Origin of the sequence: Natronorubrum halophilum, assembly GCF_003670115.1 — an archaeon.
Taxonomy (GTDB): domain Archaea; phylum Halobacteriota; class Halobacteria; order Halobacteriales; family Natrialbaceae; genus Natronorubrum; species Natronorubrum halophilum.
On sequence record NZ_QQTY01000001.1, the window covers coordinates 324,997 to 339,899 of the forward strand.

A 14,903-nucleotide genomic window follows, 5' to 3' on the forward strand; every position below is an offset into this window, starting at 1 on the left:
GATTCAAGTGCGAGCGCCCCCCTCTCGAATCCATGAACGAGACGCGACGAACGATCCTCGAGGCGCTCGCGGACGGACCGGTATCGGGACCGGAGCTGGCCGAGTCGCTGGACATCTCGCGGGCGGCCGTCTGGAAACACATCGACGCGCTTCGCGACGCCGACTTCGAGATCGAGAGCGGGGCCAACGGCTACGAACTGGTCGCCGTCGCGGCGTACAACGGCCCCGCCGTCGAGTACGAACTCGAGGCACCGTTTTCGATCGACTACCACGACTCGTTGGGGAGCACGAACGATCGCGCGCGCGAGTTAGCGAACGAGGGAGCGTCGGACGTGGTCGTCCTCGCGGACGAACAGGTCGGCGGCCGGGGACGGCTCGATCGCGAGTGGTCGTCGCCGTCGGGCGGGGTGTGGCTGAGTGTCGTTACGCGGCCCGAAATCGCGCCCGCGCAAGCGCCGCTGTACACCCTCGCGGTGTCGGTCGCGACGGCGCGAGCGGCCCGCGAGGCGGGCGTCGATGCCCGGATCAAGTGGCCGAACGACGTGGTCGTTCCCGTCGGTGAGGACGGCGACTACCGGAAGCTCTCGGGCATCCTGACGGAGATGGAAGGCGAGACCGATCGTGTCGACTGGATCATCGTCGGCCCGGGGATCAACGCGAACATCGACGCCGACGCGCTGCCCGAGGGAGCGACGAGTATTCGTGACGAAGCGGGCGACGTCGACCGGCGGCGGTTCGTCCAGCGGCTGTTGGAGGAGTTCGAGCGCTACAGGACCGATCTCGAGGCGGTCGTACCGGCGTGGCGCGAACTCACGCTGACGCTCGGCCAGCGGGTCAGAGTCGAACGTCCAGCGGGAGAACTCGTCGGCGAGGCGGTCGACGTCACCGAGTCGGGTGCGCTCGTAATCGAGACCGCGGACGGACGGGAAACCGTCTCGGCGGGCGACTGCGAGCATCTGCGACCCGTTTGAGAGCCGGTCGAACGCGGTCCGAACGGTGCCCGTTGCTCACTCGACGGCCACGCGGTTTCGATCCGGCTGTCGCTCCATGTCCGGCGAATCGACCTGCACCGTCAACACCGGAACCGGCGCGTGCCGGACGACGCGCTCCGTAACGCTGCCGAGCAGGAGCCGATTGATTCCGCCGCGACCGTGAGTCCCCATCACGACGAGTTCACACTCACCGGGCTGGGCGTGTTCAACGATGACGCGACTGGGTGACCCCTCGAGAACCGCCGTTTCGACCTCGATGTCGTCCGGCGCGAGCTCCTCGGCTCGAGCGACGGCCGCCTCTCCCTCTTTGCGAAGCGCATCGCTGATCCCCTCCAGCGCGGTTTCCATGGGGAGGCCGCCGTAGCCCGCAACGTTGACGACGTAGATCACCCGGATCGTCGCGTCGTGGGCTCGCGCCAGATCGAACGCGTACTCGAGCGCGTGCTCGACCTCCGGTGACCCATCAGTCGGAACGAGGATGCAGTCGTACATATGTTATATGATAACATAGGGCTTTTGTGTATAATAGCGTTGTCGTGGACAGATCGAACCGTCATTCGAGGGAACAGAAACTCGAGCGGGCGACGGTGGAGGCGACCGGTTCTCCTCAGCTCCCGACGACCTCGCGCACGTCTCCGACGCCGGCCCGGCGAACCACGGCTCGCACGGGGTCTCGTGCGCCCGTGAGATTGTTCGAATCGCCGTCGAGAACCAGCAATCGAGCCGCCCGCCCCGGCTCGACGAGTCCGTACTCGAGGCCGGCGATGTCGGCCCCGTTGATCGTCGCCATCCGGAGGATTTCGTCGGCCGGCAGGTCCGAGAGCTTCGCGAGGAACTCCATCTCTCGGAACATCGACGGCGAGTTGAGCATCACGTTGTCCGTCCCGAGGGCGAGCGTCGTTCGCTCGTCGAGCTCCGCATACGGTGAGAGCCCCACGTCCGTCACGAGGTTCGAGCGCGGACAGACGACGACCGGCACCGCTTGCTCGGCGATGCGCTCGAGGTGGTCCGACTCGGGGTGGACGACGTGGACCAGAAACTCCGGCTCGAGGTCCAGTGCGGGGTGAATATCGCTCGCGTCGACCTCGCCCGCGTGGATGCCGAAGGGTTTCCCGGCCGCGCGCGTCGCTTCCCGTTCGTCGCCGAACTCGGCGTCGTTGGCACCGCTCGCGCCGAACCCGTGGCCCGCGTGCATCGCGTCGATCGAGCCGCGAGCGAAGGAGCGGGCGTCGATTTCGAGGCCGTCGGCGGCGGCTGCGAGCATTCGAACGCCCTCGACGCCACCTTCGCGAAAGTCGAGACAGGCCGCGGTACCGGCCTCCTGCATGAATCGTAGCGACCGAGTCATCGCGTCGACGAGGTCGTCGCGCGAGGCGTCCCTGAGCAGCCGGTGTTTCAGCCCGTCCGGGGGCGCGACCAGTTCCTCGAGCGAGAGTCCGCGGCCCGCCTCCTTCGCGATCGAATCGCCGATATGGGTGTGTGCGTTGACGAACGCCGGGAGGATGATGTCGGTGCTCTCGACCGACTCCTCCTCGATCGCCTCGATCCGGCCGTCGTCGTCGATTACGACTCGTCCTTCGACGGGGGCGAACTCGCGACCCCGCAGAATCGTTCCCGTTCGTTCCATACCCCCGTGTTCGTCGTCCGCGCCTTCAACGGTTCGGGGTTGGCCGAACAGACCAAACGTGGATGGTGCTCGGGACGCTATACGTTAGCATGAACCAGATCGAAGTGTTCGAGGAGATCGACGCCCCGCCGCCGGTCGTCTGGGACGTCCTTCTCGAGTTCGAGAGCTATCCCGAGTGGAACCCCTTCGTGCGGGCGATCGAAGGCGTGCCGAGCGAGGGCGAACAGCTCCGGGTGCGGATCGAACCCCCGGGCGCTCGAGGGATGACCTTCAGGCCGGAGGTTGTCGCCGTCGAGGAAAACCGACGGCTCGTGTGGCTCGGACGGCTGGTCGTCCCCTTCGCGTTCGACGGCTACCACGAGTTCCACCTCGAGCCGATCGACGAAGGAGAGCGGACCCGACTGCTCCACCGCGAGACGTTTCGCGGCGCGCTCGTCCCCCTGTTGGCCGATCTGGAATCGCTCGAGGCAGGGTTCGCGGCGATGAACAGCGCCGTCAAAGCACGCGCCGAGAGTCGGGTCGGCGCGGCGGAACCCGACTCATAACAGTCCGGAGATCGCCTCGAGATCCTCGATTTCGTACGTCGGCGCTCGCTCGAGTTCGTATCCTTTGCGGTGATTTCGGCGAACAAAGGCCACGTCGACTCCAGCAGCGTCGGCCGCCTCGATATCGACCCAGCTATCGCCCACGTACAGCGCGTTTTCCGTGCCGAGTTCCTCGAGTGCGAGCACCAGGTAGTACGGCGTCGGCTTCTTGCGATCGATTCCCTGAACGGTCGGTTCGCGGCCGTACCAGGCGTCGAACCAGTCGAGATCGCAGTGGTCCACGATGTTGCCGATCGTCTCGTGTTGATTGTTGCTCACGATGGCCGTCGCCGCCTCGAGATCCGCGAGCGCGTCCACGTCGTCGTAGAGCCGTTTGCGCCCGGTCTCGATCTCCTCGAGTTGGGCCTCGATCGCGGCGTGTTCGCGCGCCGTCCAGAGTTCGTGGGGATCTACCCCGTGCGTGTCCGCAACTGTGCGGAGCGACTCGACGCTCGGCCCCATCAGGGTCCGTCTGTGTTCGTCCGTCGGGTTACCGACGCCGACGGTCGCGAAGGCGTCGGACATCGCCTCGAGCAGCACGTCGCGATCCGTCGGCGTCGTCAGTACGCCGTCGTTGTCGAAAACGACCGCATCGTATCCTGTATTCATCTCCGGTTGTACGGTCGTAGGTCTCGAGGCGATATCGGCGTTGTGCCTCGTCGTCGCGTTCTCGAGGCCGTGCCGGCGGTCCGCTGTGACCGCCCTTCGACGGCGATTCGGAACGCAGAACGGCGGTTCGCCCAGCCGAGGTGTCGGTTACGATGACGGGACGTGTAGACCGCGACGACAGGATGTATCGACCGCGACGGTGGACTCGAGCCGAGCCGGCACCCGTCCGGAGGTTCAAGTAGGGAAAAGCGGCCAGCACCGCCGATGCCCCCGCAGCCAGTTCAGTTCGTCTCGAGACGCGATCACCGTCCACCCTGCTCCGAGGCCGATGGGACATAGAGCGCTCGTCGCCTACCGGCGACCGAATCAGCGTTACGACCTGCGATACAGCCACTGGGGCGGCGAAGACGTCTCTTTCGCCGATCGAATCAGCGCCGAAACGCCCCTCGCCGACGGGGCGATCGACGCCGACCTGCTGGCGGGTCCGATCACTCGAGAGCGAATTCTCGGGGAACACCTCGATCCCTGTATCCACGAGGTGTTGTACCTCGTCGAGCCCGGGGCCGACTACCGCGTGTCCGCCTACCGCGTCTGCTGGCTCGAGTGGGGCGACGGTCGCGACGGCGGCCGCGGAGCGATCATCGCCGTCGACAGCACCGCCGCCGATCGGACGGTACGAACGTGGTTTCGCGCGACCAAGACCGCCCTCGCCGACATCATCGAGATGGGCGCGCTCTCGCGCCGCGCGGCACAGGCGTACCTCGAGGCGCGGGTCTGCGAGGACGAGGACGGAACGGTCTACACGTACGACGCCGCCGACGGACTGGAGCCGAACGAGTCGACGTACACGCCGACGCCGGATCGGTGGCTCGAAGCGGACGAAAACCGGAACGCGGACCCGGAGGACGGAAGCGACGCGGGATGATCAGTCGCGTTCGCTCCAGCGGGCGTCGGCCAGCGTCCGCTGGACGATCTCGTTACCGACCGCCTCCGCGAGCGTCTCGAATCCGGCTCGCTCGCTTCGGTCGTCGGCGTTCGCGACGAGCCGCGAGACGATGAACTCCGGCGTCGACCGGCCGACGGTGTCGAAGCGCGGCTGGTAATCGACCAGCAGCTCGAGGTCCGGATTCAACCCTTCGGCGAAGATGCCGTCCACGCGCGCTTCCGAGGGCAGCGGCTCCAGATCGTCCGCGAGGTGCGTGACGAATACCGCGAGCGCGTCGCGGGTAACCGAGAGCGTCACGAGGCCGTGGAGCAGGTTCGCCGCGCTGCCCGGTTCGGTGATCGCCTCGAACTCGTCGACCAGCATCAGGGTGCGCCCGTCCGCGGACAGCGGCGGCACGATCGAGCGCAGCGTCGACTCGAGCACGCCGGCGTTGAAACTCGCGTGCCGCCGGTGGAAGACCAGCGAGTCGACGGGCGTCACCTCGGCCCGCTCGGCGGGGACGGGCAGCCCCATCGTCGCCAGCAGGACGACCTGACAGAGCGTCTCGAGTAAGGTCGTCTTCCCGCCGCTGTTCGCGCCGGTGAGGACGGACACGCGTTCCGTCCCGGGGACCGAGTTCACGTCATCGGGAACGTCGACCACGCCGTGATCGCCGAGGGCGTAGGTGACTGGCTGGACCGATTCGTCGTCGTGAGCCGCAAGCGTCAGGTTCCGCGCCTCGAGGACGGAGACGGCGGCCGCCTGGCCGCCCGCTCGCGCACTCCGTGCGCTCGCGTTTGCCGGTGACTCGCTATCCACGAACACTGGTCGCGTGCAGTCGTACGCGAGCGCAAAGCGCGCCAGCGAGAGGTGCAAGGCGATGTCGTCGACCGCCGAGACCGCCTGCTCGACGGCCTCGCGGGACTCGTCCAGGGTGCCCTCGAACGCTCCTGCGACGGCGTCCTCGCGCTCGTCGATCGCCGCGGTGAGATCGCTCCGGAGCGCTCGCAACGTAGTCCCGACGAAGTCCGTCGCGTCGGCCGCATCGGTCGCCATCGCGTCTCGAACCCGATCGATCGTCACGTCCGTCTCCGTCAGGAGACAATCCTCGAACGCTTCGCGGAACTGACCGACGTCGCGGACGCCGTCCGAACGAAGCTCCTCGATCACCTCGAGCACGTTGGCGTCCATATCCTCGATCGCACCAAGCGCGTCCCGAAGCCGGTCGAGTTCGTCGTCCGCGCCCCGCGTGACGCGACCGTCGTCGAGCGCCGCGAGGGCCTCGGCGGCCTCCGCGAGCGTACCCCGCTCGAGGTCGGCGATAGCCGCGAACGGCCCCGAGTCCACGCCGGCCTCGAGCAGCGCGAGCGCGGCCTCGACGGCTGCATGCGTGCTTTCGTCGCGCTCGTCGTAGCGCTCGTAGGCGGCGAGGACCGCTTCCCGGTCGTTGTCCTCGAGCGTCGCCCACGCGTCGCAGGCGGCGAGCACGTCGTCCACGCGACTCTCCATGGCCTCGCGGGACGTCAACGGCGTGAGCACCCGGATTCGGTCGGCCGCGCGCTCGGTGACGGCGTGTTCGACCGCCAGGTCGAGCAGTTCCTTGTACGCTGACCGAGCGTCGCTGGTCGCGAGGGTGTCCATCCCGTCGCCGCCGGTCGCTCGGCGGAGGATACGCGTCGCCCGTCCGCGGGCGAGGCCGGCGTCCGAGAGCGCGCGCACGTCGCCGCTCTCGATCGCCTGAATCGCGCGCTCCCTGCCCAGTTGCTCAACCAGCGTCTCCCGCGTCTTCGGACCGACCCCCCAGTACTCCTCGAGTCGCATACTCGTGGAGTTCGAGGCAACTGCCTTGAACACTGTGCCATCGACCGGAGTGATGGCGTCTATCGTCGGTTCGCGCGCTCGTCGTCCCGGAGTCGAGTCGCCACGGTGACGCGTCGTCACCGTTCACGTTCGCGCCACTCGCCCGGAATGGCCCGAACGGTGGAGATGAGGCCGCTACGCGTCCAGCGAGGAAGTGTGCAAGAACGTGGATATTCTGTGAGCCGATAGCCGGCGGCGCTGCACAAACACGAGGATTTTTATCGACTCGAGCGCCTACTGACTCCCATGACTGATGGGCGGGGCGAAACTCCCCGGCGAACAGGAATGACCGAGAAGTGCGGCGTCGTCGGCGTCTCACTGAACGGTCGAGACGCGGCACGACCGTTGTACTACGCGCTCTATGCACTCCAGCACCGCGGCCAGGAGTCCGCCGGAATCGTCACGCACGACGGCTTCCAGCAACACAGCCACGTCAAGATGGGGCTCGTGGGCGACGCCTTCGGCGAGGACGACCTCGACGCGCTCAACGGGTCCGCGGGGATCGGCCACGTCCGCTATCCGACGGCCGGCTCGGTCGACTCCTCCTGTGCACAGCCCTTCTCTGTCTCGTTCAAGAGCGGTTCGCTCGGGCTCTCCCACAACGGCAACCTCGTCAACGCCGACGAGATTCGGGACGAACTCGCGGCGGTGGGTCACGCCTTCACCAGCGACGGCGACACCGAGGTCATCGCCCACGACCTCGCGCGCAACCTGCTCGAGGAGGACCTCGTCCGGGCGGTCAAGCGCACGATGGGGCGGATCCACGGCTCCTACGCGCTGACGATCAGCCACGACGATACGATCCTCGGCGTCCGCGATCCGCAGGGAAACCGCCCGCTCTGTATCGGGGAACTCGAGGACGGCTACATTCTCGCCTCGGAGTCGGCGGCGATCGACACGCTCGACGGGGAACTCGTTCGCGACGTTCGGCCGGGCGAACTCGTCGTCCTCACCGAAGGCGGCGAAGGGTTCGACTCCTACCAGCTCGTCGAACAGGAGAACACCGCCCACTGTTTCTTCGAACACGTCTACTTCGCGCGGCCGGACAGCGTTATCGACGAAACGCTAGTCTACGAGGCGCGTCGGAATCTCGGACGCGAACTCTGGGACGAAAGCGGCGTCGAGACCGACGTCGTGATGCCGGTTCCCGACTCCGGGCGCGCGTTCGCCTCGGGTTACGCCGACGCGGCGAGCGAGACGACCGCCGACGGCGAGCCCCGCGACGAGGACGACGACGGCGTCGAGTTCGCCGAGGGACTGATGAAAAACCGCTACGTCGGCCGCACGTTCATCATGCCGACTCAGGACGAGCGCGAGCGCGCCGTTCGACTGAAGCTCAACCCGATCAAGTCCACCATCGAGGGCAAGACCGTCACGGTTATCGACGACAGCATCGTCCGCGGAACCACCTCGACGCAGCTTGTCCAGTTGCTCAAAGACTGCGGTGCCGAGGCGGTCCACGTTCGAATCGGCGCGCCGAAGATCGTCGCCCCGTGTTACATGGGGATCAACATGGCCACCCGCGAGGAACTCATCGCTTCGGATAAGACAACCGAAGAGATCCGCGATACCATCGACGCCGACAGTCTCGCGTACCTCTCGACCGATTCCGTCGCCGAGGTCCTCGGAAAGGAGCGCCTCGACCTCTGTCTGGGCTGCGTGACCGGAGAGTACCCCTACGATATCGACGGCGAGGAGACCGATCGCGACGTCACCCGCCCCGAACTCGGTGGCCAGGCGCTGCACGCCGACGACTAACGACCTCTGCTCTTTCTGTAGGTGCGTCGGGCTACGTACCTCTGTCGCGGCTCCACGGTGGTCCGCCGTTTCCGGGATCGTCTCGAGAGCACGGGATTTCGGTCAGTACGCGACGTGCAACAGCGCGTAGACGACGATCCCGAGCGAGAACGAGATCAGCCAGAGGGACGCCGCGATCCGGCCGAAGCGGGCGTGACTGGTCCGGCGAAGTTCCGCGACCGGGTACGCGAAGGCCAGCAGGAGCGCGTAGTAGACCAGCGGCACGCAGACGATCGCGAGAAAGATGTGGATCGCGAGCACCGGCAGGTAGACGAACTGGTAGACAGCGTCGGGCCCGGGAAACGGCTGCGGGCCGCCGGTCGCTACCAGCCGGTAGAGATAGAGCGTCAGGAAGGCCGCGAACAGGCAGAACGAGGTGAGCATCGCGACGCGGTGTCTGTCGACCTGCCCGCGACGGATGGCTCGCCAACCCAGCGCGATCGTTCCGATCGCCGCCGCGCTGATCACCACGTTGAGGTGCGGAATCAGGTCGAGGAACCACTCGGGCGCGGCCGGCACCGTCGAGGGCGGAATCCGGCCGCCCGCCGCCGCGAAGACCACCGCGAGGGAGACGACGCTCAGGACTGCCGCGATCGGGGTGACGCGCTCTCGAGGGACGTACTCCATGTCTCGAGGTTCGCGCGGAACGGGAAAGTGGTTACCGTCTTCGGCCACGCCCCCGAATCGGAGAACGTGGAGCGATCTACCGAGTCGCAGATAGTGTCGCTCTCGGCCCCCCGTAGCTGTCGTCCCCGTTTCCGATGCCGCTCCGAACGGGCCATCTCGAGCAGCACTCTCAGATGTTTCAGAACGTAAACTTTTATCGGAAGTAACCACGAGAAACGGTCATGACGAACATCCGACGAACGCCGTTCAGTACCGAAAATCCGGTGTCGTTCATCGTCCTCGTCGGACTGGTAGCGACGATCGGCGGCCTGACGATCCGTGATTCCGCCGGGATATCCACGATCGTCGCCGCGGTCGGTATCGGGCTGCTCGTCACCGGCAGCACGTACACGCTCACCACCGGCTCCACGCTGCAACGATTGACGACCTCGTTCGTCGCACTCGTGTCCGTCCAACTGGTCGCCATCGCCGGCATCGTTAGGTGGCTGGGTGCGGTCGGCCTGCTGCTGGTACTCGCGGGAATTTGCTACGGCCGACGGGTCCGGCTGCACCGATCGCTCGCTCGCCGGTAGATACCTGCAGAACGACGCTGGCCGCTCGAGGGCTCGAGAGGACGAAACGTCGTCAAACAGCGCGCTTGCTATCGAACGTAGTTTTCTGAAGGATTATGCGTGGGTGATGTCCTCGAAGGAGATCACCTGCATCGTTGGTCGCGGCGCGTAGCGCCGCGCATTTGGTGGACATCGTCCACCCATGCGATGCGTGGGACCGGATTTGAACCGGCGGACCCCTACGGGACAGCGCCCTCAACGCTGCGCCGTTGGCCTGGCTTGGCTACCCACGCCCGCGTCGTCTTTGTCTTTCTGCACTCAATCGTACCCATCGGGGTTACAAAAGCCCTTTCTTTTCACTCGGTGTCTGCGGCGGGGTCACACGGAAGCATTCGGAGCGGTGATTTGAAATGCGCCAGTTGCGAAAAGGTACCATGGCTAAGTATTCGACTGGTTCGTCCTCCGGCAGCGGCGCGACGAACTGCGAACTCTGCGGTGCCGAGAGCGACTCGCTTCGCCTCGCGAGCGTCGCCGGTGCCGAACTCGAGGTCTGTCCCGACTGTGCACCCCACGACGACAATCAGAAACGCTCGCGATCGTCCCAGCGGAGTTCCCAGGGGCAGGACAGTGCCTCGAGCGACGAGTTGAATCGCAAGAAGAAGGCGGCCCGGAACGTCGCCAAGGCGAACCCGGTCTGGGACGGCGACTCCAAACACTGGGAGAAAGAGGGGACGAACTACGACGACGATCAACTCCCGTACCTCGTCTCCGACTACGGAGAGGTGCTGGTCGAGGCCCGCCGGGACGCCGGCCTCCAGCGCGAGGAACTCGCGGAGGAACTCGGCGCGCGCGAGAAGGCGATTCTCGCCGTCGAGCAGGGCCGGGCGACCCAGGCCGGCGTCGGTGGCGGGTTGATCGAGGCGCTCGAGGAGCGCCTGGACGTCACGCTGGCGGAGTAACGAGACGGGTTCGATACGGTTCCGTTAGACGGCAGTCTACGCGTTCGATGTCGACGCCGGCGGGCGATGCTCGGCAAGCAGACTTTTCATTGCGGAGGATAGACTCCACCTCATGACGCAACGGGCGGCAAGAGAGCCGTACACCACGCGATTCGAGACCGAGGTGACGGCCGTCGACGGGCGATCGGTCTGGCTCGAGACGAGCTACTTCTTCGGGGCGAGCGGCGGTCAGCCGGCCGATCACGGCACGGTCGGCGACATCGCCGTCACCGACGTGCAACTGGACGGCGGCGAGCAGGTCCACGTGCTCGCCGAGGAGCCGTCGTTCAAGTCCGGCCACCGCGTGCTGTGCTCTATCGACTGGTCGTTTCGCATGTACTGCATGCGAGCCCACACGGCCAGTCACGTCCTCTACGGTGCCGCCGTACGATCGCTCGAGGAGGAGCCGGCGTACGCCGGCCTCGAGATCAGCGAGGAGACGGTCGGCGTCACGCTCGAGACGGAGTCGATCGACGACGGGACGCTGATCGAACTGGACGAACTGCTCAACCGAGTGGTCTGGGAGTCTCGGCCGGTGTCGTGGGAGGACGTGCCGATCTCGAGTGCGCGCGAGCGCGACGAAATCGGATTCGACGAAGAGCGAACGCCGGACGCGATCGAGAAGGGGCGAGTGCGAGTCGTCTCGATCGGGGACAACAACGACAACGGGAACGGCGGTGCGCTGCCGAGTGCACGGGATACGTGGGACGTCACGGCCTGTAGCGGGACGCACGTCCGGAACACGCGCGAGGTGGGACCGGTGACGGTGCTCGGCCGGTCGGCTACCGAGGAGGGGCTGACGCGGATCGAACTCGCCGTCGGCCCGCGGGCGATCGAACGGCGGACGGCCGAAAAGCGCGCAGTGTTCGCCGCGACGCGGGCGCTCGACGTCGATATCGACGGCATTCACGACGAACTCGACCGGCTGGACGCGCGCTGACGAGATGGCAGAGACTGCCTCGAGAGCGCTTGTAATCGTTGAGAGCGCCGTGTAGTTCCATCGACCGTACAGAGCAGCCGCGCGCCAATGAAAATTGTTGAAATATATGTTCTAACTTTTTAACTGTGAGGGCCCGAGTCGATATCGGCCGTCGATTGCGGATCTCGTCCGCGATGGGACTCGAGAGCCGTCGGACCGGGAATATTTTACCGTGACCGACCAATCCGTGAGGTACTGAACACCCATGGAACACGCGGATCTCGCCGAACTGCTCGAGCGGTTCGGCCTCTCGGCAAAGGAGATCGACACCTATCTCGCGATTCTCGAACACGGAGAGTCGAAGGCGAGCACCATCGCCGATGCTGCCGACGTATCCAAACGCTACGTCTACAGCATCAGCGAAGAACTCGAGGAACGCGGGTTCGTCGAGGTCGACGACCACTCGGTGCCGGCGGTGATTCGCCCCGTCCAGCCCGAGACGGTCATCGAACGGCTGTCACAGAGCGTCGAAGCGATCGAACCGGAGCTGCGCTCGCGCTACACCTCGACCGAACGCACGGGCGAGGAGTTCGAGGTGATCAAGTCCCGCCAGACGGTACTCAAGCGCATCGAGAGCCTGCTGGTGCGCGCCGAGACGGAAGTCACGCTCTCGCTGCCCGCCGAGATGCTGCCACGGGTCCGGTCGACGCTCGAGGAGACCGTCGACCGGGGCGTCCTCGTGTTGCTCCTGCTGGGCGGGACCGACGAAGAACAGGACATCGCGTCGCTGGCGGGCACGGCGAGTACGGTCCGCACGTGGGACGCGCTCGTGCCGACGATGCTCACGGTCGACGGCCGCCACGGACTGCTCGCCCCCTCGCAGATGCTCACGACGTCGACGAGCGAGACGCGCGCGATCGCCATCTCGCAGCTGCAGCTCGCACCCGTCTTCGTGGGTTCGTTTCTGGCGAACTACTGGCCGACCGCCGAGGAACGGTACATCACCGCACCCGGTGAACTGCCCAGTACGTTCGAGGGATTCCGCAACGCGGTCTTCCAGATCGCCCTGCACCGCGCCACCGATAGCCGGATCGAAGTGACCGTCACGGGTTCGCCGGTCGGCGACCGGGTCCTTCCGTCGACGCTCTCCGGCGAGGTCGTCGCCGTCCGACAAAGTCTCGTCCGCCCGGCCACGTCGACGGTTCCGATCGAGAACGCGTTCGAACTCGACGTCGACGGCGAGCGCTACACCATCGGCGGCACCGGCGCGTTCCTCGAGGATTTCGAGGCCGAGTCGGTGACGGTTAAACCGCTCGAGGACTGAGCCCGCTTCGACCGGCTTATTTCTCGCCCATGAGTAAATTTCTTGAGCGAGGGCCGCAAACGTCGTGTCGTGATGACCTGTCACCAGCCTGCGGCCGGAGGAAGGCATGACTGACGCGCGGACGATCAGGGACCGAATCGTCGACGGCGGCGTGGTCGCCGTTCTCCGCGGGATCGACGAGGACCGGATCGTCCCCGTCGCTCGAGCGATCCACGAAGGGGGCGTCGACGCGCTCGAGATCACCGCGGACGGAACGCGCGCGAGCGAGCAGATCGCCGCCGTCGACCGCGAACTCGCGGATACCGACGCGATCGTCGGTGCGGGGACCGTCCTCGACGCGCCGACGGCGCAGTCGCTGATCGACGCAGGAGCCGAGTTCGTCGTCTCGCCGAACACCGACGTCGAGACCGTCAGACTCTGCAATCGCCAGGGAATCCTCTCGGCACCCGGCGTCATGACGCCGACGGAGGCCGTCACCGCCATGGAGGCCGGGGCGGACGTCCTCAAACTGTTCCCCGCCTCGACCGTCGGACCGGGACACATCGGCGCGATCCGAGGCCCGCTCGGCGACGTCGACGTGATCCCGACCGGCGGCGTTGCGCCCGACAACGTCGGCGACTTCTTCGACGCGGGTGCCGTCGCCGTCGGCGCTGGCGGTGCGATCGTCGACTACGACGCGATCGCCGACGACGACATGGACCGCGTCCGCGAGACCGCCGCTGCGTTCGTCGACGCCGTCGAATCCGCCCGGAGCGAGTGAGTTCGTTCGCCGGTACCCTTCTTTTACATCGTTTCGTCGACCGCCGCTTTCGCCGTCCGCCACCGCGTTTCGTCGTCGTCTTACGAGCCGTTTCCCCGGGCGAGCGACGGCCGACGCTACGCCCGCCCGTCGATCGCGATAGTTACTACCGATAGCCGACCGCCGTTCAAAATAATTTACTACGGATACGGTAAATATTTATCAGACGCGTCCCTGCTTCGAGATATGAACGCGATCGCTGTCGAGCCCGGCACCGGGGAACCCGCCCTCGTCGAGATGCCACGACCGGATCCGGCACCCGGCGAAGCGCTCGTTCGCACGCTTCGCGTCGGCGTCGACGGAACCGATCACGAAGTCATCGCCGGTCGTCACGGCGCGCTTCCCGAGGGTGCGACGCGACTCGTCCTCGGCCACGAAGCCGTCGGCGTCGTCGAAGATTCGAACGGAACGGACCTCGAGGAGGGCGAGTTCGTCGTCCCGACGGTTCGACGGCCGCCAGCCGTCTCCAACGAGTACTTCGACCGCGGCGAACCCGATATGGCACCCGACGACGAGTACGTCGAACGCGGTATCGTCGGCGCACACGGCTTCATGGCGGAGTACTTCACCAGCCCCGAGGAGTACCTCGTCTCGATTCCCGAACGGTTCGCGCCGCTCGGTTTCCTCGTCGAACCGATCAGCATCACCGAGAAGGCCATCGAGCACGCAGTCGCCTCCCGATCCGCGTTCGATTGGGAGCCGGAATCGGCGCTCGTCCTCGGGAACGGTGCGCTCGGACTCGTCACCCTCGCGATGTTCGAGGCGGTACTCGACGTCGATCGCACGTACTGCCTCGGCCGGAGCGACCGACCCGATCCGACGATCGATCTCATCGACGAACTGGGCGCGACGTACGTCGACTCCCGCGAAACCCCCGTCCCTGAGATTCCCGAAGTCCACGAGTCGGTGGATCTCGTCTACGAGGCGACCGGACACGCCAAACACGCCTTCGAGACGATCGACGCGCTCGCGCCTAACGGCGTCGGCGTCCTGCTGGGCGTCCCCGAACCCTGGGAGTTCGAGGTCGACGGCGGCAGCCTGCACCGAGAACTCGTCCTCCACAACAAGGCGCTGTTGGGAACCGTCAACTCCCACCGCGGCCACTTCGAGTCCGCGGTGGACACCCTCTCGCAGCTGCCGACGTGGTTCACCGACGAGTTCGTCACCGGCGTCTACGGGCTCGAGGAGTTCGAAGACGCGTTCGAAACCGGCGACAACGTTATCAAGACGGCCGTCGAATTCGGCACCACCTGATTCCGTTCGGACGTGACCGTCCGCTTTCAATTCGACC

General features: G+C 66.2%; 15 protein-coding genes and 1 tRNA gene. 10 read left to right on the forward strand and 6 right to left on the reverse strand.

Going from position 1 to position 14,903, the window contains the following annotated elements; translation table 11 throughout:
* The first annotated feature begins 32 nt into the window (after positions 1-32).
* A complete protein-coding gene (locus tag DWB23_RS01530) occupies positions 33-971 on the forward strand; it encodes a biotin--[acetyl-CoA-carboxylase] ligase (protein WP_121741045.1) in 939 nt (312 codons plus the stop codon).
* Between the two features lie 36 nt (positions 972-1,007).
* On the opposite strand, the gene DWB23_RS01535 is transcribed toward DWB23_RS01530, so the two are convergent.
* Complete coding sequence (locus tag DWB23_RS01535; RefSeq protein WP_121741046.1) at positions 1,008-1,484, reverse strand: universal stress protein; 477 nt, start codon at positions 1,482-1,484, stop codon at positions 1,008-1,010.
* 115 nt (positions 1,485-1,599) lie between these two features.
* Complete coding sequence (locus DWB23_RS01540; protein WP_121741047.1) at positions 1,600-2,619, reverse strand: amidohydrolase family protein; 1,020 nt, start codon at positions 2,617-2,619, stop codon at positions 1,600-1,602.
* Positions 2,620-2,708: 89 nt separating this feature from the next.
* On the opposite strand from DWB23_RS01540, the gene DWB23_RS01545 reads away from it, so the two are divergent.
* Positions 2,709-3,164 carry an SRPBCC domain-containing protein gene (locus tag DWB23_RS01545; RefSeq protein WP_121741889.1) on the forward strand — a complete coding sequence of 152 codons (456 nt, stop codon included), beginning with the start codon at positions 2,709-2,711 and terminating at the stop codon, positions 3,162-3,164.
* Here DWB23_RS01545 and DWB23_RS01550 read toward each other — a convergent pair.
* Positions 3,159-3,812, reverse strand: coding sequence for an HAD family hydrolase (locus DWB23_RS01550; protein ID WP_121741048.1), 654 nt, complete (start codon positions 3,810-3,812; stop codon positions 3,159-3,161). The two genes, DWB23_RS01545 and DWB23_RS01550, sit on opposite strands and share 6 nt — an antisense overlap.
* 328 nt (positions 3,813-4,140) lie before the next feature.
* Between DWB23_RS01550 and DWB23_RS01555 the strand changes: the two genes are divergently transcribed.
* A complete protein-coding gene (locus tag DWB23_RS01555) occupies positions 4,141-4,737 on the forward strand; it encodes a DUF6735 family protein (RefSeq protein ID WP_121741049.1) in 597 nt (198 codons plus the stop codon).
* Here the strand turns inward: DWB23_RS01555 and DWB23_RS01560 are convergent, their stop codons facing one another.
* Positions 4,738-6,558, reverse strand: coding sequence for a MutS-related protein (locus DWB23_RS01560; protein ID WP_121741050.1), 1,821 nt, complete (start codon positions 6,556-6,558; stop codon positions 4,738-4,740).
* A 324-nt stretch (positions 6,559-6,882) separates the two neighbouring features.
* Between DWB23_RS01560 and purF the strand changes: the two genes are divergently transcribed.
* Complete coding sequence (purF, locus tag DWB23_RS01565) at positions 6,883-8,355, forward strand: amidophosphoribosyltransferase (RefSeq protein ID WP_121741051.1); 1,473 nt, start codon at positions 6,883-6,885, stop codon at positions 8,353-8,355.
* 102 nt (positions 8,356-8,457) lie between these two features.
* Here the strand turns inward: purF and DWB23_RS01570 are convergent, their stop codons facing one another.
* Positions 8,458-9,021, reverse strand: coding sequence for a DUF420 domain-containing protein (locus DWB23_RS01570; protein WP_121741890.1), 564 nt, complete (start codon positions 9,019-9,021; stop codon positions 8,458-8,460).
* Between the two features lie 221 nt (positions 9,022-9,242).
* Here DWB23_RS01570 and DWB23_RS01575 point away from each other — a divergent pair, with 221 nt between their 5' ends.
* Positions 9,243-9,593, forward strand: coding sequence for a hypothetical protein (locus DWB23_RS01575; protein ID WP_121741052.1), 351 nt, complete (start codon positions 9,243-9,245; stop codon positions 9,591-9,593).
* Positions 9,594-9,780: 187 nt separating this feature from the next.
* Here DWB23_RS01575 and DWB23_RS01580 read toward each other — a convergent pair.
* A tRNA-Leu gene (locus DWB23_RS01580) sits at positions 9,781-9,865 on the reverse strand.
* Positions 9,866-10,006: 141 nt separating this feature from the next.
* Between DWB23_RS01580 and DWB23_RS01585 the strand changes: the two genes are divergently transcribed.
* The 5 genes from DWB23_RS01585 to DWB23_RS01605 all read left to right on the forward strand — a co-directional run bounded on the left by DWB23_RS01585 (position 10,007) and on the right by DWB23_RS01605 (position 14,866).
* Positions 10,007-10,531 carry a multiprotein-bridging factor 1 family protein gene (locus DWB23_RS01585; protein ID WP_394341740.1) on the forward strand — a complete coding sequence of 175 codons (525 nt, stop codon included), beginning with the start codon at positions 10,007-10,009 and terminating at the stop codon, positions 10,529-10,531.
* 112 nt (positions 10,532-10,643) lie between these two features.
* The gene (locus DWB23_RS01590; RefSeq protein WP_121741054.1) at positions 10,644-11,510 is read left to right on the forward strand and encodes an alanyl-tRNA editing protein; all 867 of its coding nucleotides are present in this window, start codon (positions 10,644-10,646) and stop codon (positions 11,508-11,510) included.
* A 244-nt stretch (positions 11,511-11,754) separates the two neighbouring features.
* Positions 11,755-12,813, forward strand: coding sequence for a TrmB family transcriptional regulator (locus DWB23_RS01595; protein WP_121741055.1), 1,059 nt, complete (start codon positions 11,755-11,757; stop codon positions 12,811-12,813).
* A 106-nt stretch (positions 12,814-12,919) separates the two neighbouring features.
* Positions 12,920-13,573, forward strand: a complete 654-nt coding sequence (locus tag DWB23_RS01600) for a bifunctional 4-hydroxy-2-oxoglutarate aldolase/2-dehydro-3-deoxy-phosphogluconate aldolase (RefSeq protein ID WP_121741056.1) — start codon at positions 12,920-12,922, stop codon at positions 13,571-13,573.
* Positions 13,574-13,798: 225 nt separating this feature from the next.
* Positions 13,799-14,866 (forward strand): glucose 1-dehydrogenase, encoded by a 1,068-nt coding sequence (locus DWB23_RS01605; protein WP_121741057.1) that lies wholly within the window; start codon positions 13,799-13,801, stop codon positions 14,864-14,866.
* Positions 14,867-14,903: the final 37 nt, after the last annotated feature.

Excerpts from the sequence above, each read along its gene's own strand:
- DWB23_RS01530 (WP_121741045.1), top strand. The coding sequence starts at position 33 with ATGAACGAGACGCGACGAACGATCCTCGAGGCGCTCGCGGACGGACCG.
- DWB23_RS01590 (WP_121741054.1), top strand. The coding sequence starts at position 10,644 with ATGACGCAACGGGCGGCAAGAGAGCCGTACACCACGCGATTCGAGACC.
- DWB23_RS01600 (WP_121741056.1), top strand. The coding sequence starts at position 12,920 with ATGACTGACGCGCGGACGATCAGGGACCGAATCGTCGACGGCGGCGTG.
- purF (WP_121741051.1), top strand. The coding sequence starts at position 6,883 with ATGACCGAGAAGTGCGGCGTCGTCGGCGTCTCACTGAACGGTCGAGAC.
- DWB23_RS01570 (WP_121741890.1), bottom strand. The coding sequence starts at position 9,021 with ATGGAGTACGTCCCTCGAGAGCGCGTCACCCCGATCGCGGCAGTCCTG.
- DWB23_RS01575 (WP_121741052.1), top strand. The coding sequence starts at position 9,243 with ATGACGAACATCCGACGAACGCCGTTCAGTACCGAAAATCCGGTGTCG.
- DWB23_RS01605 (WP_121741057.1), top strand. The coding sequence starts at position 13,799 with ATGAACGCGATCGCTGTCGAGCCCGGCACCGGGGAACCCGCCCTCGTC.
- DWB23_RS01540 (WP_121741047.1), bottom strand. The coding sequence starts at position 2,619 with ATGGAACGAACGGGAACGATTCTGCGGGGTCGCGAGTTCGCCCCCGTC.
- DWB23_RS01545 (WP_121741889.1), top strand. The coding sequence starts at position 2,709 with ATGAACCAGATCGAAGTGTTCGAGGAGATCGACGCCCCGCCGCCGGTC.
- DWB23_RS01535 (WP_121741046.1), bottom strand. The coding sequence starts at position 1,484 with ATGTACGACTGCATCCTCGTTCCGACTGATGGGTCACCGGAGGTCGAG.
- DWB23_RS01595 (WP_121741055.1), top strand. The coding sequence starts at position 11,755 with ATGGAACACGCGGATCTCGCCGAACTGCTCGAGCGGTTCGGCCTCTCG.
- DWB23_RS01555 (WP_121741049.1), top strand. The coding sequence starts at position 4,141 with ATGGGACATAGAGCGCTCGTCGCCTACCGGCGACCGAATCAGCGTTAC.
- DWB23_RS01585 (WP_394341740.1), top strand. The coding sequence starts at position 10,007 with ATGGCTAAGTATTCGACTGGTTCGTCCTCCGGCAGCGGCGCGACGAAC.
- DWB23_RS01560 (WP_121741050.1), bottom strand. The coding sequence starts at position 6,558 with ATGCGACTCGAGGAGTACTGGGGGGTCGGTCCGAAGACGCGGGAGACG.
- DWB23_RS01550 (WP_121741048.1), bottom strand. The coding sequence starts at position 3,812 with ATGAATACAGGATACGATGCGGTCGTTTTCGACAACGACGGCGTACTG.